Origin of the sequence: Sediminibacter sp. Hel_I_10 (assembly GCF_000688335.1) — a bacterium.
Lineage (GTDB): Bacteria > Bacteroidota > Bacteroidia > Flavobacteriales > Flavobacteriaceae > Psychroserpens.
Genome location: NZ_JHZX01000001.1, coordinates 1,500,343 through 1,522,710, shown reverse-complemented (window position 1 = coordinate 1,522,710; position 22,368 = coordinate 1,500,343). Strand labels below are relative to the sequence as shown.

Here is a 22,368-nt window from a genome sequence, read left to right as displayed (position 1 = left end):
GCATTTAGTCGTCTCCCAGCTCGGCGCGTCTCATTGGCATGGCATCTATAGTTTCAAAAAGTGTTCCTGCAGCAACTATTTTTGAAGCTTTGAGTTTAATACCGCCGTCTAGTCCAATGAGTAGTATTTTAAAGCGGTCATTGCTTTTCATAAAATCAGTAAAAAGCGTTGCATTTTGAGACCATGGTGTGTTTTTCGAAAATCCGGTTGCGTATGATTGTGGCGTTATTCTGTAGACGATAAGTTTACGGTCTTTTAAGCCGTCTTCATGAGCTTTAAGCTCATTTAATTGTTTCTGAAATTCGAGGTTTTCTGAAGTCTTGGCGAATACTAGAATAAGCCTGTCTTCCCATTGGTGTTTTTTGAGATCTTGAGCGTTCATAGTATGGTAATTAAAAAAAGCGAACCCTATGATTAAACCCAATATTTTTATCTCATTAAGATTCATCTTCTAAAGTTCGTGAATTTTGATGATAAACTCAAATCAATTTTTAATTGTTCAAACCCAAACAATCCTTTATATTTGCACCCCTCAAAGCGAGACTATTAGAACAACATATAGATTTTACCATGACAAAGAAAGTACAATTGACCTTTGATGTATTGATTGAGATACCTAAAGGAAGCAGAAATAAATATGAGTATGATTTTGATCTGCACAAAATACGTTTTGACCGCATGTTATTTTCATCAATGATGTATCCTGGTGATTATGGATTTATTCCAGAAACCTTAGCTTTAGATAAAGACCCATTAGACGTTTTAGTCTTGGGGGCAGAACCAACTTACCCAATGGTGGTTATGGAAGTAAGGCCAATTGGTGTGTTTCATATGACCGATGAAAAAGGACCAGATGAAAAAATCATTTGTGTACCAGTTTCAGATCCTATCTGGAGCAATAACCATGATATCTCAGATCTTAATCCACATCGCTTAAAAGAGATTGAGCACTTTTTTCAAGTCTATAAAGATTTAGAAAAAAAGAAAGTTGATGTTGGTGGCTGGGGAAATGCTGAGGAAGCTGTGGAGATTTACGACGAATGTGTAGCGCGTTACAACAATAGCGAACACAAGAAAAACAACAGTTTTAAGATCTAAAAATCGGATTTCACATCTAAAATCAAAAGCTCGGTGCATTTAATGCATCGAGCTTTTTTCAGTTTTGATGTATTTCACTACTTTTACCCATCAAATTAACAAAATAAATACAAAATCTTTATGGAATCATTAATGATTTATATGCCAATCGCAATGGCAGTCTTAGGGCTGATTTACATGATCATCAAACAATCATGGGTCATGAAACAACATGCTGGAGATGGTAAAATGAAAGAAATTTCAGAACACATTTATGAAGGCGCTCTGGCGTTTCTCAATGCAGAATATAAGCTTCTTGCTATTTTTGTGGTGATTGTAAGTGTGTTATTGGCTATTGTATCTTTTGTAGTTCCAACCACACATATATTAATTGTGGTAGCATTTATATTCGGCGCATTTTTCTCTGCTTTTGCAGGTAATATCGGAATGAAAATCGCTACTAAAACCAATGTTCGTACCACACAGGCGGCGCGTACGAGTTTGCCTCAAGCTTTAAAAATTTCGTTTGGTGGCGGTACCGTCATGGGGCTTGGCGTTGCAGGTTTAGCAGTTTTGGGCTTAACAGCCTTTTTTATTGGGTTCTTTTACTTTTTTATGGATAGTACTTGGACCAATACCATGGATATGACGGTTGTTCTAGAAACACTTGCAGGATTCTCTCTGGGTGCAGAAAGTATTGCACTTTTTGCTAGAGTTGGTGGTGGTATTTATACCAAAGCCGCCGATGTTGGTGCAGATTTGGTAGGTAAAGTAGAAGCAGGTATTCCTGAAGATGATCCTCGTAACCCTGCAACTATTGCAGATAACGTGGGTGATAACGTAGGAGATGTTGCTGGTATGGGTGCCGATCTTTTTGGATCTTATGTTGCTACCGTTTTGGCTGCAATGGTACTAGGTAATTATGTAATTAAAGATATGGGAGGAGATATTACCGAATTTGGATTTGGGGGTATTGGTCCAATTTTACTACCAATGGCCATTGCTGGCGTCGGAATTATTATTTCGGTTATTGGCACCATGTTGGTAAAAATAAAAAATAACGATGCGAAAGAAGCCCAAGTGATGGGTGCTTTAAATATTGGTAACTGGACATCTATCGTGTTAGTTGCAGTGTCTTGTTTCGCCTTATGTAAGTGGATGTTACCAGAAACCATGCAAATGGATTTCTTCGGAAAAGCGAACCTAGTTGAAATTTCTTCAATGCGTGTATTTTATGCTACACTGGTAGGTCTGGTAGTTGGCGGATTGATTTCCTCTATTACAGAATATTATACAGGTTTAGGTAAAAAACCAATTTTAGCAATCGTCCAAAAATCAAGTACAGGCGCAGGAACAAATATTATTGCTGGTTTGGCAACAGGTATGATTTCTACGTTTCCATCGGTCTTATTATTTGCGGGTGCTATTTGGGCATCTTACGCGTTTGCAGGCTTCTATGGGGTAGCATTAGCAGCTTCGGCAATGATGGCAACTACAGCAATGCAATTGGCTATTGATGCTTTTGGTCCTATTTCAGATAACGCAGGAGGTATTGCAGAAATGAGCGAGCAAGATCCCATTGTTAGAGAGCGTACCGATATTTTAGATTCAGTAGGTAATACAACAGCGGCTACCGGAAAAGGCTTTGCAATTGCTTCTGCAGCCTTAACCTCTTTAGCTTTATTTGCAGCTTACGTCACCTTTACAGGGATTGATGGGATTAACATCTTTAAGGCACCTGTGTTGGCAATGCTTTTTGTGGGAGGTATGATTCCAGTTGTGTTTTCAGCTTTGGCAATGAATGCCGTTGGTAAAGCAGCGATGGAAATGGTGTATGAAGTACGTCGCCAGTTCAAAGAAATCCCGGGAATTATGGAAGGTACAGGAAAACCGCAATACGATAAATGTGTTGAAATTTCAACTAAGGCTTCTTTGAAGGAAATGATGTTACCGGGACTATTGACCATTGGTTTCCCTTTAGTGATTACGTTTCTTCCAATGGTATTTGGTATGGATCATCAAGAAATTGCTGAAATGTTAGGCGGCTATATGGCAGGTGTTACGGTAAGTGGTGTGCTTTGGGCTATTTTTCAGAATAACGCTGGAGGTGCCTGGGATAATGCTAAAAAATCCTTTGAAGCTGGGGTGATGATCAATGGCGAAATGACCTATAAAGGATCAGATGCCCATAAAGCTGCGGTTACTGGAGATACGGTTGGAGATCCATTTAAAGATACATCAGGCCCATCAATGAATATTTTAATTAAATTGACCTGTTTAATTGGTTTGGTCATTGCTCCAATATTGGGCGGTCATGCTACAGAAGAAGGGATGGCTCTTGAAAATAGCGAGGTAGAAGTGATTAGGGAAATTTCAATAGAGACTGGTAAAAATGGCGATATGGCAGAAGTGGCTACTGCAAAAGTCACCACTACCAAAATCGAGAATGATAAAAAGGTTGTTGTAGAAAAGCGATTTGAAGGAACTTTAGAAGAAGTGACTGAACAGTCTAGAACTTACGCGAGAGCAGAAAAGCAAAAAAAATAAAATCTTAACTCATAAGGTGTAAAGCCACCAATTTCCTGAGCATTGCTCAAGAAATTGGTGGCTTTTTGTTACTTTTAATTTCTTAATCATTGTTACAGATGGCGTGGTTCAAAAAAGATCCTTTACAAATAATTGCCTTTCAAAGTTATGGTACTAATGAGCATTTTTATGCGCGAGGCCGTGCGCTTGAAGATGAGTCCATAGATTTAGAATCTCAAAACATCCTCCATCTTGCTGTGAACGCGTGGAAGCGTTTTGAAACTGATGAGATTAAGCATGTGGCCATAAAGATTAAGTTGCCCAATAATCGCTTTATAAAGGCCACTACAGATGATGAGGGTTACTTTAGAGTAGAGGAAAGCTTAGAGAATTTGAGAGCGCTGAGCAACGAAGAAGGTTGGGTGCCGTTTGAACTCTCTTATGACGATGTTACTATTGAGCGTACGATTATAAATAACAATCGTTTTCCTGGAGAATTGCTAATTCCTTCAGATGATGCGCAGTTTGGTGTAGCCAGTGACATTGATGATACCATTTTGCACACAGGTGTTGTATCTACTTTAAAATGGCGGGTCATTTACAATTCCATATTTAAAAATGCTAAGAGTAGATTGCCATTAGATGGTGCTGCAGCATTTTACCACCTTCTACACCGAGGGGTTTCTGGAGAAAATGCCAACCCCATTTTTTATGTAAGCCATAGCCCTTGGAACCTATACCGGTATTTGGAGTTATTCTTAAAACAGAATCGTTTTCCTAAGGGACCAATTTTATTAAGAAGTCTCGGAAGTTTTTTACAACGAAAAAATAAGGACGAGAAGCCGCAAAAGCAAAAGGAAATCATCAACCTTTTAAAAACCTATCCCAAGCTCCCATTTATTTTAATTGGTGATAGTGGAGAGCATGATGCCGATATTTATATTGAAATTGCGGAGAACCATCCTGATCGTATTTTAGCCATTTATTTGCGCAGCGTGAAACATAAAAAGAAAATGCTGCGGGTGAGTGGTCTATTCAAAGATTATGAGCAAGTTCCCGTTTTATTGGTAGAAAGTAGTCATGAGGCCATTGAGCACGCACGTGAGAATGGTTTTATTAAATAAGCGTCTGCTTTTCTCTTTCAATATTGTAGTCTTACCATAGCTGGATTATTCATTTTTCAAAAAATAATCATAAGTGGCGTATTGCGCTCTAATTTTTTCTTCGGAACTCTCTACGTAATTGTTTTGTTGTTCAGCATCAATCACGCGAGCTTTAACAGTATCTGAAAGTTGAATCTCTATAAGTTCGCGAAGCGTTTGATGGATATCTTTGTCTAAAATGGGTGTAAGCACCTCAATACGGTGATTGAGGTTACGGGTCATCCAATCTGCAGATCCAATATACATTTGCTCATCACCGTCGTTCCCAAAAATATACACGCGTCCATGTTCAAGAAAACGATCTAAAATACTGGTGATGTAAATATTTTCACTTTGATTTTTAATACCGGCAACTAAGCTGCACATGCCTCTTACAATTAAACGAACGTTTACTCCGGCGTTACTAGCTTCATAAAGTTTTTCAATCAACTCATGGTCTTGGAGACTGTTCATTTTTAAGATGATAAAGGCATCTTTACCGGCCTTGGCATGCTCAATCTCCTGATTTATCAGACGCTCTAGAGCTTGTCTAGTGGTATAAGGTGAAACTAATAAGCGTTTTGTTTTTGGTACGATGGTGATGCCCTCCAATACCATAAACACTTTATTGAGGTCTTTAGTGATTTTTTTATTGGCAGTCATCAAACCATAATCGGCATAAAGCTTTGCTGTTTTTTCATTAAAGTTACCGGTGCTGATGTAAGCATAACTTTTGGAGACATTGTCCTCTTCACGTTCAATATAAAGAACCTTTGAATGTACCTTAATATCGGCGTAACTATAGATGACTTGAGCGCCGTTTTCTTTAAAGATGGTGCCCCATTTGATGTTGTTTTTTTCATCAAAACGTGCTTTTACTTCTATGAAAATAATGACCTTTTTTCCGTTTTTTGCGGCTTGAGCTATGGCCGTGTTTAGCCGAGACTCGCTGGCCAGCCTATACATGGTCATCTTTATGGTGGTGACCGTTGGGTCTTGCGCTGCAGTTTCTACAAGGTCAATCACCGGCTCAAAAGATTGATACGGAAAGTGAAGGAGTTGATCTTTAGCTGCAATGGTTTTAAATATATTTTTTGTTTTGGAGAGAACTGGATGCGCTAATTGAGGAAGGGGCTTAAAGGTAAGTCCCTCATTTTTGGAAGGGTTGGGAAACGAAAAGAAATCCTTGAAATTATGGTGGCGTCCACCCAAAACCAAATCGATATTATAAACGTCTAAAGCTCTTTTTAGAAGCGTTTGAAACGATTCTGGCATCCTCTTGTCAATCAACACACGTGTGGGTTGCCCTTTATCTCTTTTGGGAAGTGACTCTTTGATTTTCTTCATCAAATTGCCCGAAAATTCATCTTCAATATAAAGCTCGGCATCCCTTGAGATTTTCAGGGCATAATATCTTACCTCGTCATCTGGATGTATTTTGGCCAAACCAAATTTTAGAATATCATCGATAAAGGTGATGTAGTGGTGTCCGTTTTCCGAAGGAAATGTAAAAAAACGCGGTTCATCATCTGGAATTTTCACGAGATGAAGGGTCTCTCCAGACATGGTGGTCAAATAGGACGCTTCGTTCTCTATAAAAATGGTATCACTATTATCGTGATATGTGTTTTTTAAATCTATTTTTGGTTTTAAGGTGTCTTCAAAATAGGTGGTTGCAATGGCTTCTTGCTCCTCACTAAAATCATGATAATCGATCAAGTGGATGTCTTGTTTTTTAAGGTCGGGAATAATCCCATCCTTAAAAATAGCGCCAAAAGCCTCCTGCAATTGATCGACTTGAATTTTGATTTCCTTTAAAACCTTATTGGGTTTGGTAATCAGTTTCTTTCTAAGCGGTTTTTCTATTTTTTTGATTTGGCGAATATCAGAGACACGCACCCTAAAAAATTCATCAAGATTTGATGAGAATATGGCTAAGAACTTAATACGTTCGTATAATGGATTTCTATGATCTGCCGCTTCTTGTAGCACACGATGGTTAAACCGAAGCCAAGAGAGGTCACGATGATAAAATTTGGTATTGTACAATTTCATAATCGTAAAATAATAAAATAAAAAAAGGAGTTGTGTTAGCTAAATGCTAAGATTTAAAAGAGACCATTTATTTGAGCATCAATTTTATTGATGATGCCACCTAAGTCTTCAGGATTCATCACAAAATCTAATTGATCAACATCAATGATAAGTAAGTTTCCTTTAGAATAGCCGTGAATCCATGCTTCGTAGCGTTCGTTCAATCTGCTGAGATAATCTATACTTATGGAGTTTTCATACTCACGACCGCGTCTGTGTATTTGTGCCACTAAATTTTGAATGGAGCTGCGCAAGTAAATCAAGAGATCTGGACCCTCCACAAAAGATTCCATAAGGTCAAAAAGTGAGCGATAGTTTTCATAATCCCGATTGGTCATCAATCCCATGGCATGAAGATTGGGCGCAAATATGTGTGCATCTTCGTAGATGGTTCTATCTTGAATGATGTCTTTGCCACTCTCTCTAATTTGTGCTACTTGCCGAAATCTGCTATTGAGAAAATAAACTTGAAGGTTAAAACTCCAACGCTCCATTTGGTTGTAAAAATCATCTAGATAAGGGTTGTCAACCACATCTTCTAATTGGGGTTCCCAGCGATAATGTTTGGCTAATAATTTAGTGAGTGTGGTCTTGCCAGCACCTATGTTTCCTGCGACGGCGACGTGCATATCTTACTTGATTTTTAATTGGTATTTGCGAAGCGTATTACGGTCGTAAATATACAAGGTTTCATTGGTCAATAAAAACTGTTTTATCAACATTCCTTTTGTTGCTATGGTAATGAGTGTTTCACTATTTGTGGGCTTATAGAGCAGGCCGGTTTCTGTCTCAATTACCAAATTCTCATTTGTTACTGCAATGCTTTTAAAGCCTTTGTTTTTTATTTTTGAAACAAGACTTCCAAAATAGGTGTATTGATATAAATAGTTTTCGGTGAGCATCCAACAATAATTATAATCGCTTTTGAGATCTAATACGTTGGATTGAACGGGAAGGGTAGTGGCTTTTATTTTATCGGCTTTATAATCGTAAAGTTCTAATTGCTGAAGATCTTGGTTAAAGATCCAAATCGTATTGTCATACCCCGTAGACACGTGGGTCACGTTTTTATAGGGTTGCTTGGTATTGAAGTCTATTTTAAAAATTTCTGCAAAGCGGTTGTCAAGTATAACCACGGTATTGAAATCCTGATAAAATACATTTATTTTTAATGGGTTAAAGGCATTTACTGCCGTAGGAACTCCCAACTGTACGTTACTGTAGTTCAGGGCAGGATTGTTTTTCGGCTTTTTATGTATAGCAGAATTGATGGTGTAATACATCGTGTCAAAATTATCGATGGCAACAATTTGGTCTGCTTCTACTTGAACGGAGTCTGTTAAAACGGCGGTCATGCTTTGTTGTGCAAAACAAGACATTGAGCAAATGATACAAAGAAATTTTAGAAATTGCATGATGACAAATTAGGCTTCGGAAAAGTACGAAAAATGAAACGTATTACCTTTTTAGATAACGAGGCGTTGCTCATTCTATTACAATTCTGAAAAAAGACTGTTATGATGATCCTAAGAGGAAGGTTGCTTAGTAGTGAACTAACAAACCAGCTTATAGCCAAAGCCACGAACATTTAAAATCTGTACGGCCTCGTCTTGTTTCAATTTTTTGCGAAGTTTTGTGATAAACACATCCATACTTCGGGCAGAGAAAAAATCATCGGTTCCCCAAAGTTTATTTAAAATAAGAGAGCGATCTAGCACTTGATTTTTGTTCTTTACCAAATGAAATAATAAATGTGCTTCTCTGTGGGTCAACTGTTGTGTCTCCTCTTTAAAATGAAGTTGTTGCTTAGGGAAATCAAAACGAAATTGCCCCACCGTTAAAATTTCCGAAGCCTTTTGAGTCGATTTACGATGGAGTAAATTGTTGATTCTAACAATGAGCTCCTCCATACTAAAAGGTTTTTTGAGATAGTCATCACCGCCAATACTAAAACCTTCAACCACATCTTGGGTTTGTGATTTAGCGGTCAAGAAAATAATGGGGATGGTGTCATCAATAGCTCTAATGTCTTTGGCTAAAGTGAAGCCGTCTTTTTTTGGCATCATCACGTCTAAAACCAGCAATTCGGGTTGCTCAGCGGTATACACTTTAAAGGCCTTTTCTCCATCTTCGCAAAGTAAGACCTTGAAATTTCTGGTTTCTAAACTTTCCTTTATGATTTGTCCCAAAGCGGGCTCATCTTCGGCAAGCAGTATGGTAATGGGTTCAGTCATTTGGGAGATGGATTTTAAATGTAGTTTGCTGTGGCTTTAACTCTAAAATAATTTTGCCGTTATGTTTTTCGATAATGTTCTTGGTGTAATATAAACCTATACCAAACCCTTTAACATCATGGGTGTTACCTTTTGGGACGCGGTAAAACTTCTCAAAAACAAGATCTTGATTTTGCTTGGTGAGTGTGTTGCCATCATCGGCAATGCTAATCTCAACAAAATTTTTAATCTGCTTTAGGGTAACGCTGATGTGCTTGCCGCCATATTTATAAGCATTATCTAGAAGGTTGTTAATGGCGTTTTCAAAATGAAACAAGTCAACTTTTGCCTTACAAACAGTCTCAATAGACGTGCTTAGGGTTTTAGAATTATTTTGAAATTGATGTTTCTGGGCTATGGTCAATACTAATTCCGAAATATCAACTATTTCTTTATGAAGCTCTAAATGTTCACTGTCTAAGGTGGCGGTTTCCAATAATTTTTCAACCATGTTGTTGAGTTTGGATAACTGTAAGGTCGAAATATCCAGATAGTTTTTAGTCTTTAGTTTATCGTCAATGGCGTTAAAATTTTGAATGCCTTCTAAAGCAGCGCCAATGGTGGAGATGGGTGTTTTAAACTCATGTGTAATGTTACTGATGAGGTCATTTTTTAATTCAGAAAGTTGCCGTTGATTTTTAATGACTTTTAATAAATAAATGAGGCATGCCATAATTCCCAACAGTAATACTACGGAAATGAGCAAGCCTGCAAGCCCTTGCTGAAGCACAATATTGGTAGCATTTGGGTAAAATAGGAGTAACGATTCATTAGACTTTAAAAATTTTGATTTGGCTTCTGTTTGGAAGAAGTTTGGTTCAACAATCTTTTGGTTAAAATTGAGTTTGATACTGTCTGTACCGTTATATTTCAAGGCAAACGGAATGCTCAGTTGTTTACGTTGCAGTTCTTTTTCGATAAGCGGAGAAAGATCGCTAAGCTTTAGAGAATCGTCTTGAATAGATATATAAATAGACGTGATATTCTTAAGCAACTTGATGCTGTCTGCCGCTTTTTTACCACGTATCACTTTAAGACTGGAGATTTTATTGGAGTTGTTTGAAAAGGTTAGAGCTTGTTCCCCGGTTTCCGTTTTTACAATCTGGGTGATAGAGTCAACATCTTTAGAATAGCTTGCCTGAAACTCTCGGTATACCGAGTCCATTTCCAATTTGTCCATTAAGCCTTCTAGGTTTTCAATGCTATTGTCTGTAGCCTCAAGATCTATAAAGGTCATGTGGTTCTTTTTGGTAAGTTCAGCATAATAGAGGTCCAGGGCATTGTCTAAGCTAATTTGGACTTCATTTTGAAAATTTTGAAGATTTTTTTGATAGTTTTTATAGTTCCAATAGAGTTGCACCGTCAAGGTGAGCGCAATGGTCACGATAATAAAATATAGGATTCTTTGATAGAGCTTATTGTCCATAGTTCAAAAGTAAGCGTATTGATTGTAATTTAAACTATTGGTTAACACACGTTAACGTTGGTTAACTAAGTAACTGCTCCTCTCGGTTTAAGTTTGTAATGTATTCAACTTAAAACAAATAAAAATGAAACATCTAGTTACAATGCTTATGCTATCCGTAGCGACGCTTGGCTTTTCACAGTCAAACAACCCAGAAGAAAACAAATCGCAATCTAAAGCAACGGTATCTGATTTGAAAATATCCATAACGGTCGATTCTAAGGAAGAATTGGAAAACTCAATTAAGATGGAAGATATTGAGGAGTTTATGGATATGTCTGATAATGACGAACAGATCTCTTTTGAAATTATTTGCAATGGAGAGAAAATAAGCAAAGACGTCAATAGATCCTTGACTTATAAAGTCAAGGGGAATACTAGCGATAGAGTGGGGTTTCTTAAATCGGTCGAAAAAGTAAGAACAGCTGCTATTAATTTTTATAATTCTAAAAAATGAATATAATGAACTTTATATCAAAACTATTTTTAGTGGCAATAGTATCAATTTGCTGTACGCTAAATGCTCAAGAATTTTCAGGGATCGCGACTTATAAATCCCATCGAAAAATAGAAATGAAAATGGAAGGTGACAATTTAAACGATGCCATGAAAAAGCAAATCTATGAGCAAATCAAAAAACAATCTCAAAAAACCTATTTTTTAAGTTTCAATAGAGAGGAATCTCTTTACAAACAGGAAGAGGTGCTTTCTACACCAAAGCCATCTGCGGGTGGTATCACAGTGACAATGTCTAATGGTTCTGATGTTCGCTATAAAAATATTAAGGAGCAACGCTACACAAGCGCTAATGAGATTTTTGGCAAGGCCTTTTTAATAAAGGATAGTATAAACCCCATTGAGTGGAAATTGGTAAATGAAACTAAGAATATTGGCAACTATACTTGCTTTAAGGCTGAATTTACAAAGAACTACACCGATAAAACTTTTACAGATGATGGCAAATTAGAGGATGTTGAAAAAGAAAAAACAACTACGGCTTGGTACACGCCCCAAATCCCCTTAAGTCATGGCCCTGAGGATTTCCAAGGATTACCAGGACTCATCCTTGAGATAAATGACGGTGAATTAACCTTAATCTGTAGTAAGATTGTGCTCAATCCCGAAAAAAAGGTAGAGGTTAAGGAACCTTCAAGAGGTAAGGAAGTGAGCCAAAGTGAGTATGATGCTATAGTAAATAAGAAGATGGAAGAGCAAATGGAAGATCTAAAATCAAGAAGCCGAAACGGTGAGATGAAGATCATTTCATTTGGAGACTGAGTTTTTAGGAATAGTTTAACGTTTACAGGCTTAACTATTACATGGCTTTTGGGTCTAACAGACTATAATCGGTTAATTTTATAGTCTAATTTATTTCCAAAACCTATGAGAACTCTTACACTTACCATTTTTTCAGTCCTTTTTTGTATAACGTCTATAGTAACTGCACAAGACTTTCAGGGCCAAGCCATTTATCAAACGAAGACTACCGTTGATATGGGAGATTGGGGTGGCGGTCAAATGAGCGAACAGCAAAAGAAAATGATTGCAGAGCGCATGAAGAGCATGTTAGAAAAAGTGTACGTGCTCAACTTTAACCGCAGTGAATCTACTTATAAGGAAGAAGACAAATTAGAAGCTCCTGGAGCAGGCGGCAGCCGTTGGGGAGGTATGATGAGCAGTTTTACAGGAGGTCCCCAGTACAAAAATATCAAGGAGAACGTCATTTTACAAGAGCAAGAGTTCTTCGGAAAGCAATTTCTCGTCAAGGATTCTCTTCCAAAATTAGAATGGAAGCTGGAAAACGAAACCAAACAAATTGGACAATATACTTGCTTTAAGGCAACCACGACAAAAAAAGTAGATGAGATGGATTTTACAAAAATGCGTCGAAAAAATAAAGATGACGAAAAGAAGGAATCTAAAGAAACTGCAGATACTACTAAAACCGCAGATCCTTTTGATGAGGTTGAAGTACCAGAATTCATTATCGTTACGGCTTGGTACACACCGCAAATCCCGGTTAATAATGGACCTGGAGAATATCATGGTTTGCCCGGTTTAATTTTAGAAGTAACAGCAGATAAAACCGTTATGCTTTGTACAAAAATTGTTATGAATCCGCAGGACAAGCAAAAAATTGAGAAGCCAGAAAAAGGAGAGGTGGTTTCACGAGAGGAGTACAATACCATTATGAAAGATAAAATAGAGGAAATGCGCCAAATGTATGGCGGTAGAGGACGGGGCAGAAGAGATTAATCTTCAAAAAAAGAAATTCTAGAAATCAACCAAGCATCATCAATTTTCTACTCACTAACCAGAGAAATCAATTCAATGAAACAGATTATATTCCTAACGTTACTTTTTGTAACAAGTATTTGTAGTGCTCAAATCACCGTTAATGGGGTAGTTAAAGACAGTATTGGCGAGCCTTTAGAACTGGCAAACGTCATTGCAATTAATGCCCAAACCAAAGCTATGGCCTCTTATGCCATCACCAATGATAAAGGTCAATTTAAATTGAACCTAGAAAAAAACACGACTTACACGGTGCAAGTAAGTTACATCGGGATGAAGTCTGCTTCGGAAACCTTAAGCACTAAGGAGACCAGTATAGAGCAAGATTATACGCTGCAAAGTGATAACTCATTGGCAGAAGTTGAATTGACTTACGAAATGCCCGTGACGATAAAAGGAGACACTTTAGTTTATAATGCCGATTCCTTTAAAGACGGAACGGAACGTAAATTAGAGGACGTTTTAAAAAAATTGCCTGGTGTAGAAATCAATGCCGATGGCCAAATTGAAGTTGAAGGTAAGGTGGTCACTAAATTGATGGTAGATGGTAAAGATTTTTTTGATGGGGATTCTAAATTAGCAACTAAGAACATTCCTTCTAATGCGGTAGATAAAATTCAGGTGTTGCGTAATTATTCCGAAGTAGGTCAAATGAGTAGTGTGACCAATAATCAGGATAATGTCGCCATAAATATCAAACTAAAAGAAGGTAAAAAGAATTTTTGGTTTGGAGATGTTACGGCGGGCTCTGGTATTGCCAACAATGACGGTTATTATTTGGTGCAGCCAAAACTGTTTTATTACAGCCCAAAATATAGCATTAACCTTATTGGCGATATGAACAATATAGGTGAGGTGGCCTTAACCAATAGAGATATCAGAAACTTTGGTGGCGGCTTTAGGCCACCTAGCCAAAGTAGTGGCACGTCTATTAATTTAGGAGATAATGGACTTAATGGGCTTTCTAATGTGGCCAGTGCTCAAGAGGTTACCACAAAGTTGAGCGCCGCAAACTTTAGTTATTCTCCAAATAAAGCATTAGATATTAGTGGTTTTTTGATTTATAATAGTTCTAGACTACTTACTAGAGAAGAGCGTTTTGTAAGTTATATTGATTCAGATTTAGGAATACCAGATGAACGTACCATACAAACCGGAAGGGAATCTACAAATCAGGGATTAGCAAAACTGAGTGCTGCCTATAAGCCAAACGCCAATAACCAATTGAATTACGATATATTGGGAAGAATCTCTGATGATCGCGAAGCACAAAATTTATTGTCTTCTGTTGTGGGCAATACCAATCAAATCGATGCAGTAAAACCTTTTAGTATCAATCAAAGTTTAAATTATTATTACACACTTAATGAGACTAATATTTTTGCTTTTGAGGCGCAGCACCTTATTAAAGATGAAGACCCGTTCTACAATGCTTTATTGGTTAATGATCCAACCAATAATGAAAATGGCTTTGGTAATGATGACATTCCAAACGAAGATGCCTTTGACAATACCGCAGATGCCATAGGGTTTGACAGAACGCAGAACGTTTATAATATTAATCAAGATCGACGCATAAAATCCAATCAATTGGATGCGAAATTAGATTACTATAATATTTTAAATCAAAAGAGTAACATCAACCTTACTTTAGGAACCATTTTAAGCAATCAAAAATTTAACTCAAACATCTTCCAGTTTTTAGATGATGGTAGTGTCTTTAATCCTGAACCGACCATTAATGATGGCTTAGATTCTAATGACACCGAATATAACTTTAGTGATATTTATTTGGGACTACACTATAGACTCAAGACAGGAAAATTCACCATTACTCCAGGGGTTTCTGTTCATGCCTACGGAAATAAAAATACCCAATTTGGTGAAACCTATGAAGATAATTTCTTTAGAGTGTTACCTGATTTCGAAACCAGAATTCAATTCAAAAAAAGTGAGAATCTCACCTTCCGCTACAACATGACCAATTCTTTTACAGATGTTACCAAATTAGCGGAAGGTTTAGTGTTTAATAATTACAATAGTCTTCAAGCCGGTAACCCAGAATTGCAAAATGCATTATCCCATAATTTGAGGTTAAATTATTTTAGTTTTAATCTGTTTAATTATACCAACGTTTACGCCGTGGTAAATTATAATAAGAATATAGATCAAATTAGAAATAGAACAAGCTTTGATAATATTATTAGTACCAGTACATTTTTTAATTCAAGTTTTGCAGATGAGAGTTTAACCGCTTTTGGTCGCGTTCAAAGAACATTCAAAAAGATTAGAGCAGGTTTAAACGTGAGTTTTAATTATAGTAAAAACAATCAGTTTGTGCAAGACAGGCAAACGGTTAATGAGAGCTTTACGCAGAGTTACACTCCAGAATTGCGCACCAATTTTAGAGAAGCGCCAAATGTGAGTCTAAAATATAGATACTCCGTAACTAATAACGATCAGGGTACTAATTCTACAACATTTAAGACCAATGCGCCTTCGGTGGAATTTGATGCTTACATATTTAAATCTTTTACACTTAGAACAGATTACACCTATACCAATCAAGACAGAGGCTCGGGACCATCACAGTCGTTTCAAACTTGGGATGCCTCCTTGTCATATAGAAAGGATCAAGATGCGAAGTTGGAGTACGAAATTAAGGCTGCCAACATCTTAAATATAGATTCTAATGTTAGTAATGGTGCAACTAATATTTCTGTATTCAGTTCAGAGACGTTTATACTGCCTAGAATTGTAACATTTCGTTTGATATATACACTTTAAAGCTCAGCAAAACAATTTTAAGAGCTTGCCCTTCTCAACGATTTAGAAGGGCTTTTTTTATGATATAACGCAACCCTTGTTGTGTGTATTTTAGTTATTGAAAGCGGATTTATAGACTGATATTGAATTATTAAGAATAGGAGTAATTGATTTTGTTTAATTATTAGTTAACTTTATCAAACATTATATTGAACTCTTAATTTCATGAAATCACTATTATTAGTTACCGCAGCTCTCTTCTCGATAAGTTTTTTTGGGTTTATGAATCCAAAACCACTAACAAATCTTCAAAAAAATGATTTTCAAGGTCAGGCTTCTTACATGTCAAAATCTTCATTAGATCTTGGACGATGGGGAGATCGATTAAGCGAAGAGCAAAAGAAGCAGGTAAAGGCACGTTTAAAAAATAGGCTTGTGAAAACCTACACCTTAACTTTCAATAGAACAGAATCCATGTTTGTTGAAGATGATAAACTTGATGCCATGTCTGGAGCTACTGATTCTTGGGGTAAAAATTTTACTCCTGGAGATCAATACAAAAATGTAAAAACCAATACCCAAATTCAAGATCAAGAATTCTACGGAAAACGTTTTTTAGTAACCGATAGCTTGCAACCCATAACATGGGTCATGGAAACCGAAAGCAAACAAATAGGAAACTACATGTGTTTTAAAGCCTCAGCATCTATACCTTCTAACCAATTGACCTGGTACTCTTTCTCTTGGGATAAATTGAGGACGAATAATGCTGAAACTTCAGATTCAAATGCTGCGGAAAATACTCTAGCGATGACTGATGTAACTGCTTGGTATACACCACAGATTCCTGTTGGGCACGGACCTTCAGAATATTGGGGCCTTCCAGGATTAATTCTTGAGGTTAGTGCAGGAGACACTACCATGTTATGCACTAAACTTGTGCTCAATCCAGAAGATAAAATAGAGATTGAGGCGCCAAATAAAGGTAAAGCCATTACAAAAGCGGCTTACCAAGAAACCATTGTTGAGAAAATGAAAGAGTTTAGAGCGCAACGTATGGGAGGGAGAGGAAGCAGATAAATTGCTGACCTTATTAGCAGTAATAAAAACTCCCTTAAAATCTCATCAGCTATTCTTAAAAATTTTTATTCGTCTCTTAATACGTGTATTGTTGCGCTAAATGTATGAGAGACACCGTTAAAATCTACATAGTCCCCGCTAATATCCATATCGAGAAAATCTCCAGCGGGACCCAATTGAATTATATTGAAAGTCATTTCTGAATCTTGTGGATTTGATATAGCTGCGGGACAACCTTCAACAAAATAAAATCCTTCAGTATTATAACTGTCGCTTGAAAAATGCTCACCTACAATAGGATTATTTTGAATGATACCTCGCAACCAGAAGCAGTTTTGAAAACTTGATAAATCATCTTGAATTTCAATAGTGGCATTGTTATTAACTTCTGGGTTGTTATCCATAAATCTGACATCAAATGGAGGTAAAATCAATTCTTGATTTCCATCAATCTCATAAATTATTTGCTCATTGATATTATTACACGATTGCAGAAACCCTATATTAGTGATTGGGGTATCTAAGGAATAATTTATCACGCCGCTCGACTGTAAGTTGTCATAATCTATGGCTTCAACAGAAAAATTTAGTTGATCCGAGCATCTAATAAAGTCTATTTCAAAATTACCGTCTGTGACTAAATCATAGAAATTCCAATTTTCATAACGCAATACTACATAACCATTATTTACTAAGTCACCATTACAATCGTTATAACTTCCTATTATGTTTTCATTTTCAAATATGTAATCTGCTAATACAAATTCTATCGCTGAATCTGAAGTGAAAGGACCAATATCAGAAATTTGTAAAATAGAAGTTAAACAAGTTGTATTAAATGGCGTCGAGATTTTTATTTGTCCATTTGAGTTAATAGGAAATGATCCGCAGGCCTGCCCTAGATTGTCTGTGTAAGTAAAGCCTTGGCCGCTTACATAATCGCTTGATAAAAATAATCTTAAATTAGGAATGGGGTCATTCATTTCGTTAACTACTGTTACGCATAGATTCACGGATTCAAAAGGAGTATCAGCATTCCAAAATGAAAAATGATTTACGTTACCAACATAAGTGTCATCCACCAAAGAAGCCTCGCCATCCTCAATCCAATAGCCGTTAACTTCATCAAAATACCAAAGGGGAATTGTTGTTGGGGCACTGGACACCAAACTTGCATCTAAAGGTAGTTTGATTTCTGCTGTTGTGTTATTAGCTAAATTCAAATCTTCACCTCCCGAACCACGCAGTTCAACGGCTAACATTCCAAAAGTTTGTAGCATACGCTCCTCGTTTTGGGCATTTGCTGCGTAGAGCATACCAGGCATTTGTTCTTGAGTTGATTCATCAGATGGAGCGAGGTGGTGCATAATAACATCCACGCTCCCCGAATATAAACTTCCGTCTGTTTCAATATAATTACCTGGGAGAAAAACGGAAGCGCCATTACTTAGGCTAACCTCCTCAGCGATTCCGCTGTTTACCGTTGCGACAACAGTTTCAGGTAACATTACAATTTTAATTTTATTGGTTCCGTCAGTCGGAACGACAGAGCGTGACGCATTGATAAAGCCTGTTTTCTCAGCTTTTATATAAGCAAGTCGTTGCTTGACCTCAGCGTCACGTATAATAAATATACCATTGTTATCTGTTATGGCGTTCGAGTTGCCGATAGTGATGTTTACATTTGAAATCGGACTACCATTAACATCCATAATGGTTCCCAAGAAATCACGATTGATGTCACTTCCAAAATTTTGAGAGAAGGCTATATGGTCTGGACCTGAATTTTGTTGACTAATTGGATTGGCAACTTCATCGTCATTACAGGAAAAATTCAGAATAAGAACCGAAATTAAGGCGAACGATTTTAAGAGTTTCATAAGTTGGATTTAATGTTAGTTGTTACGTATTAGATGTTTAAATCCTTAATTGGTTGCGTGAAATTTAGGTAATTTGTTCGGAATCATCAATATAGTATTGATTATTTAGTAAGATAAAACAGAAACACCCCGATGTTTCCATCGGGGTGTTTCTTTCTAACGAAGTATGTTTTGGAGAATTAAGATTTATATGCCAAAAGCATCTTTAACCTTGTCTACGTAGTCTAATTTCTCCCAAGTAAATAATTCTACATCAAGAGTAATAGGTTCTCCATTGGGTTGTTGGAAGGTCTTGGTTACGGTTTCTGGTGTTCTACCCATATGACCATAAGCAGCGGTTTCGCTATACATGGGTTGACGCAATTTAAGACGAGACTCAATAGCTGCCGGTCTCATATCAAAAATACTTTTTATTTTTTTAGCAATCTCACCATCCGTCATGTTGAACGGGCAAGTCCCATAAGTGTCCACATAAATTGAGGTTGGTTCTACAACGCCAATAGCATAGCTTACTTGTACTAAAATTTCATCACAAACACCGGCGGCAACCATGTTTTTAGCAATATGTCTTGTGGCATAAGCGGCACTTCGGTCTACTTTGCTCGGATCTTTTCCAGAGAATGCACCACCACCGTGGGCACCTTTTCCACCATAGGTATCTACGATGATTTTTCGACCCGTAAGTCCAGTATCGCCATGAGGACCACCAATCACAAACTTCCCTGTAGGGTTGATGTGGTAGGTAATATCATCATTAAATAGTTGTTGTAGATCTTCAGGTAATTTAGCAACTACACGTGGTATTAAAATCTCGATGATGTCTTTTCTTATTTTGGCCAGCATCTCCTCGTCATTATCAAAATCATCATGCTGAGTAGATACAACGATAGCTTCAATACGTTGCGGTACATTGTCATCACTATACTCAATAGTCACTTGACTTTTAGAGTCTGGACGCAAATAGGTGATTTCTTTATTTTCGCGTCTTAATGCTGCTAATTCTTTTAATATGCTGTGAGAAAGATCTAAAGCCAAAGGCATATAGTTCTCAGTTTCGCTTGTAGCATAACCAAACATCATCCCTTGGTCTCCTGCACCTTGCTCATCTTTGCTAGCGCGATCTACACCACGATTGATGTCTTCAGATTGTTCATGGATTGCAGATAAGACACCACAAGAATTGCCGTCGAACATATAAGCCCCTTTGGTATAGCCAATATTGTTGATGGTGTCTCTGGCAATCTTCTGTACATCTAAATAGATGTTTGATTTTACTTCACCAGCAAGAACAACTTGTCCTGTAGTCACTAAGGTTTCACAAGCTACCCTAGATTCGCTATCAAAGGCTAGAAAATGATCAATGAGGGCGTCGCTAATTTGGTCTGCAACTTTATCTGGGTGACCTTCGGATACACTTTCCGAAGTAAATAAATACGACATAAAAATACTTTAAATAATTAATTTCAGTTTTGAAATTTGTTCTGATGGCTTCCAATGTCTTTCCTTGAGAAAGGCTAGGATTTGTTAAACAAATTCCTTCTTGGTCTGTGTCGCTAGAGAAGTATAATAATTACTGCTTTAGCATTTAATTCCCAGTTTTACTAGAGATCCCGTAATAAGACATCTCTAAACTGGAAGAGGTTGCAATCAGATCAAATTTTTCCTCTTTGTTATTGTGGTCAAAAGTACGTATAAAATTGAAATTAGAAAAAGGGAAGTGAAACAAAAAAAGCCTTTGGGTTTTACACCAAAGGCTTTTCTAACTAATTAAAAACAAATACAAAATTTAAAAACAGCTATTAATGTTCATTTAACCTAAAGTCAGGGTAGGCATTCATCCCGTGTTCATGAGCGTCCAACCCTTCAAATTCTTCTTTTTCAGAAACACGTATGCCTACAGTTTTCTTCAAGGTGAATATGATGATAAATGCGGAAATGCTACAGAACATAGCATAGCATCCAATCCCGATTAATTGACTTAAGAATTGGCTCGTACCCGCTAAGTTTCCGAAGATACCAACCGCTAAAGTTCCCCAAATCCCGCAAATTAAGTGTACGGCGATAGCACCAACAGGGTCGTCTAGTTTTAGTTTGTCTATAAAGGCCACGGCAAAAACGATAATGGCCCCGCCAATGGCGCCAATGGCAATGGCATCTGTAGGAGACATTTGGTCGGCTCCGGCTGTGATTGCCACTAATCCGCCTAATATTCCGTTAAGAAACATGGTTAAATCTAAATTTTTATAGCGTAACATGGTGACCAGCGCACAAACAACTCCGCCTGCTGCTGCTGCCAATGAGGTGGTCACTAATACCAAAGAGGTTGCGGCAGGATCTGCAGAAAGCACTGAGCCGCCATTAAATCCAAACCAACCCAACCATAAAATCAATACGCCTGCAGTGGCCAGTGGAATGTTGTGCCCTGGGATGGCTTGCACTTTTCCGTTTTTGAACTTTCCTATTCTTGAACCTAAAAGGCAAACGGCTACCAAAGCAGCCCAACCGCCCACCGAGTGAACGAGTGTAGATCCTGCAAAGTCATAAAATGGGGTGTCCATGGTTTGCAAAAAGCCTCCTCCCCATTTCCAAGATCCGGCGATTGGGTATATGAAACCAACGTATAGAATTGTAAATATCATAAAGGGGCCAATCTTCATACGCTCCGCAACAGCACCAGAAACAATTGTAGCTGCGGTAGCCGCAAACATGCCTTGAAAAAGAAAATCGGTCCAATAGGTATAACCAGAATTATAAGTGAGATCAAGAGCACCCTCCGTTGTTGTGGGTGCATATAATCCAAAACCCGCAAAGCCAAAAACGCCAGAAGCATCTGCCTCAAAACCGGGATACATTAAATTAAAGCCTACCAAACAATAAAGCAGTAGGCCAATGGTGATGATAAAAATATTTTTAAATAGAATGTTGAGCGTATTTTTTTGACGAGTTAAGCCAATTTCCAAAAAAGCAAAGCCTAAGTGCATAAAGAACACGAGTGCTGTGCAAATCATCATCCATACGTTGTTGATCGTCAACAATTCCATAGTCTTAATTTAAAGTGTTATTGCCTTTTTCCTTAGTGCGAATTCTGTAGGCTCCGTCAATGGTTGATATAAAGATCTTACCATCGCCAACGTCGCCGGTAGCTCCAGCATCTAAAATGGCTTTTATGGTGGCGTCTGCAAAATCATCATTAACAACTATCGATAAGTAGCGACGTTGGATGTCACTAGTGCTGTAAGAAACGCCCCGGTACACGTGGCCCTCCTGTTCGTTACCTAAACCCGTGACATCCCAATAAGAAAAGAAATTTACGCCCACATTGTGCAAGGCTTCTTTTACTTCAGAGAATTTAGATTTTCTAATGATCGCCTCAATTTTTTTCATCGCAATGCTTAATTTCAGAAAAATGTAATTCTCAAAAATAAAGAATAAGTAGGATTTTATGCTTTTAAACGACGGGTTTTGAGCATGCTATGGTCATTTTTATGAAATGCTTGAATTACGGTCATCTTAATTTCAAAGTTGAAAAAAATAGTATCGAATTTTAAGGATTTCATAATTTAAGCTGAGGTTGAAGTGGTTTTTTGTTTTTGATGACATGGGATAACTTGAACACTTGTTTTTGCATTTTTCACAAAACAAGCCCTTAAAAATGAGGATAATGAATCTTAAATCCTTCAAAATGCAAAAACCGAAAATCTCACGATAGGGTTTTATTAATTAATGCTTTGGTTGTATCTTAGAGAGTTGATCTATTTCAAAAAAACACA

General features: G+C 37.3%; 18 protein-coding genes. 8 read left to right on the top strand and 10 right to left on the bottom strand.

Going from position 1 to position 22,368, the window contains the following annotated elements:
* Positions 1-4 precede the first annotated feature (4 nt).
* The gene (locus P176_RS0106830) at positions 5-382 is read right to left on the bottom strand and encodes a DUF4174 domain-containing protein (RefSeq protein ID WP_197022154.1); all 378 of its coding nucleotides are present in this window, start codon (positions 380-382) and stop codon (positions 5-7) included.
* 188 nt (positions 383-570) lie between these two features.
* Between P176_RS0106830 and P176_RS0106825 the strand changes: the two genes are divergently transcribed.
* The 3 genes from P176_RS0106825 (at position 571) to P176_RS0106815 (ending at position 4,727) form a co-directional block, all read left to right on the top strand.
* Positions 571-1,098 carry an inorganic diphosphatase gene (locus P176_RS0106825; RefSeq protein ID WP_026754002.1) on the top strand — a complete coding sequence of 176 codons (528 nt, stop codon included), beginning with the start codon at positions 571-573 and terminating at the stop codon, positions 1,096-1,098.
* Positions 1,099-1,218: 120 nt separating this feature from the next.
* Positions 1,219-3,624: a sodium-translocating pyrophosphatase gene (locus tag P176_RS19090; RefSeq protein WP_037348776.1), complete on the top strand. Its 2,406-nt coding sequence runs from the start codon at positions 1,219-1,221 to the stop codon at positions 3,622-3,624.
* A gap of 98 nt (positions 3,625-3,722) precedes the next feature.
* Positions 3,723-4,727 carry an App1 family protein gene (locus tag P176_RS0106815; RefSeq protein ID WP_026754001.1) on the top strand — a complete coding sequence of 335 codons (1,005 nt, stop codon included), beginning with the start codon at positions 3,723-3,725 and terminating at the stop codon, positions 4,725-4,727.
* 45 nt (positions 4,728-4,772) lie between these two features.
* Here P176_RS0106815 and ppk1 read toward each other — a convergent pair whose 3' ends face one another.
* The 5 genes from ppk1 to P176_RS0106790 form a co-directional block, all read right to left on the bottom strand.
* Positions 4,773-6,800, bottom strand: a complete 2,028-nt coding sequence (gene ppk1, locus P176_RS0106810) for a polyphosphate kinase 1 (protein ID WP_037348774.1) — start codon at positions 6,798-6,800, stop codon at positions 4,773-4,775.
* 53 nt (positions 6,801-6,853) lie between these two features.
* A complete protein-coding gene (locus P176_RS0106805) occupies positions 6,854-7,468 on the bottom strand; it encodes a deoxynucleoside kinase (protein ID WP_026753999.1) in 615 nt (204 codons plus the stop codon).
* A gap of 3 nt (positions 7,469-7,471) precedes the next feature.
* A complete protein-coding gene (locus tag P176_RS0106800) occupies positions 7,472-8,194 on the bottom strand; it encodes a hypothetical protein (protein WP_231481203.1) in 723 nt (240 codons plus the stop codon).
* 198 nt (positions 8,195-8,392) lie between these two features.
* Complete coding sequence (locus P176_RS0106795) at positions 8,393-9,073, bottom strand: response regulator transcription factor (protein WP_026753997.1); 681 nt, start codon at positions 9,071-9,073, stop codon at positions 8,393-8,395.
* Positions 9,066-10,538, bottom strand: a complete 1,473-nt coding sequence (locus P176_RS0106790) for a sensor histidine kinase KdpD (protein WP_026753996.1) — start codon at positions 10,536-10,538, stop codon at positions 9,066-9,068. The genes P176_RS0106795 and P176_RS0106790 overlap by 8 nt, the downstream gene beginning before the upstream one ends.
* Before the next feature lie 124 nt (positions 10,539-10,662).
* Here P176_RS0106790 and P176_RS0106785 point away from each other — a divergent pair, with 124 nt between their 5' ends.
* The 5 genes from P176_RS0106785 to P176_RS0106765 all read left to right on the top strand — a co-directional run bounded on the left by P176_RS0106785 (position 10,663) and on the right by P176_RS0106765 (position 16,718).
* Positions 10,663-11,034 (top strand): hypothetical protein, encoded by a 372-nt coding sequence (locus tag P176_RS0106785; protein WP_037348772.1) that lies wholly within the window; start codon positions 10,663-10,665, stop codon positions 11,032-11,034.
* A 5-nt stretch (positions 11,035-11,039) separates the two neighbouring features.
* Entirely contained in the window at positions 11,040-11,855 is an 816-nt protein-coding gene (locus P176_RS0106780; RefSeq protein WP_026753994.1) for a GLPGLI family protein, read from the top strand.
* Between the two features lie 105 nt (positions 11,856-11,960).
* Positions 11,961-12,833 (top strand): GLPGLI family protein, encoded by an 873-nt coding sequence (locus P176_RS0106775; RefSeq protein WP_026753993.1) that lies wholly within the window; start codon positions 11,961-11,963, stop codon positions 12,831-12,833.
* Between the two features lie 75 nt (positions 12,834-12,908).
* Positions 12,909-15,659, top strand: a complete 2,751-nt coding sequence (locus P176_RS0106770; RefSeq protein WP_026753992.1) for a TonB-dependent receptor — start codon at positions 12,909-12,911, stop codon at positions 15,657-15,659.
* 204 nt (positions 15,660-15,863) lie between these two features.
* Positions 15,864-16,718, top strand: a complete 855-nt coding sequence (locus P176_RS0106765; RefSeq protein WP_026753991.1) for a GLPGLI family protein — start codon at positions 15,864-15,866, stop codon at positions 16,716-16,718.
* Positions 16,719-16,783: 65 nt separating this feature from the next.
* On the opposite strand, the gene P176_RS0106760 is transcribed toward P176_RS0106765, so the two are convergent.
* The 4 genes from P176_RS0106760 to P176_RS0106745 form a co-directional block, all read right to left on the bottom strand.
* A complete protein-coding gene (locus tag P176_RS0106760) occupies positions 16,784-18,598 on the bottom strand; it encodes a carboxypeptidase-like regulatory domain-containing protein (protein ID WP_026753990.1) in 1,815 nt (604 codons plus the stop codon).
* 186 nt (positions 18,599-18,784) lie between these two features.
* Positions 18,785-20,038, bottom strand: coding sequence for a methionine adenosyltransferase (metK, locus tag P176_RS0106755; protein ID WP_026753989.1), 1,254 nt, complete (start codon positions 20,036-20,038; stop codon positions 18,785-18,787).
* A gap of 359 nt (positions 20,039-20,397) precedes the next feature.
* A complete protein-coding gene (locus P176_RS0106750) occupies positions 20,398-21,639 on the bottom strand; it encodes an ammonium transporter (RefSeq protein ID WP_026753988.1) in 1,242 nt (413 codons plus the stop codon).
* A gap of 4 nt (positions 21,640-21,643) precedes the next feature.
* A complete protein-coding gene (locus P176_RS0106745) occupies positions 21,644-21,982 on the bottom strand; it encodes a P-II family nitrogen regulator (protein WP_026753987.1) in 339 nt (112 codons plus the stop codon).
* Between the last annotated feature and the right edge of the window lie 386 nt (positions 21,983-22,368).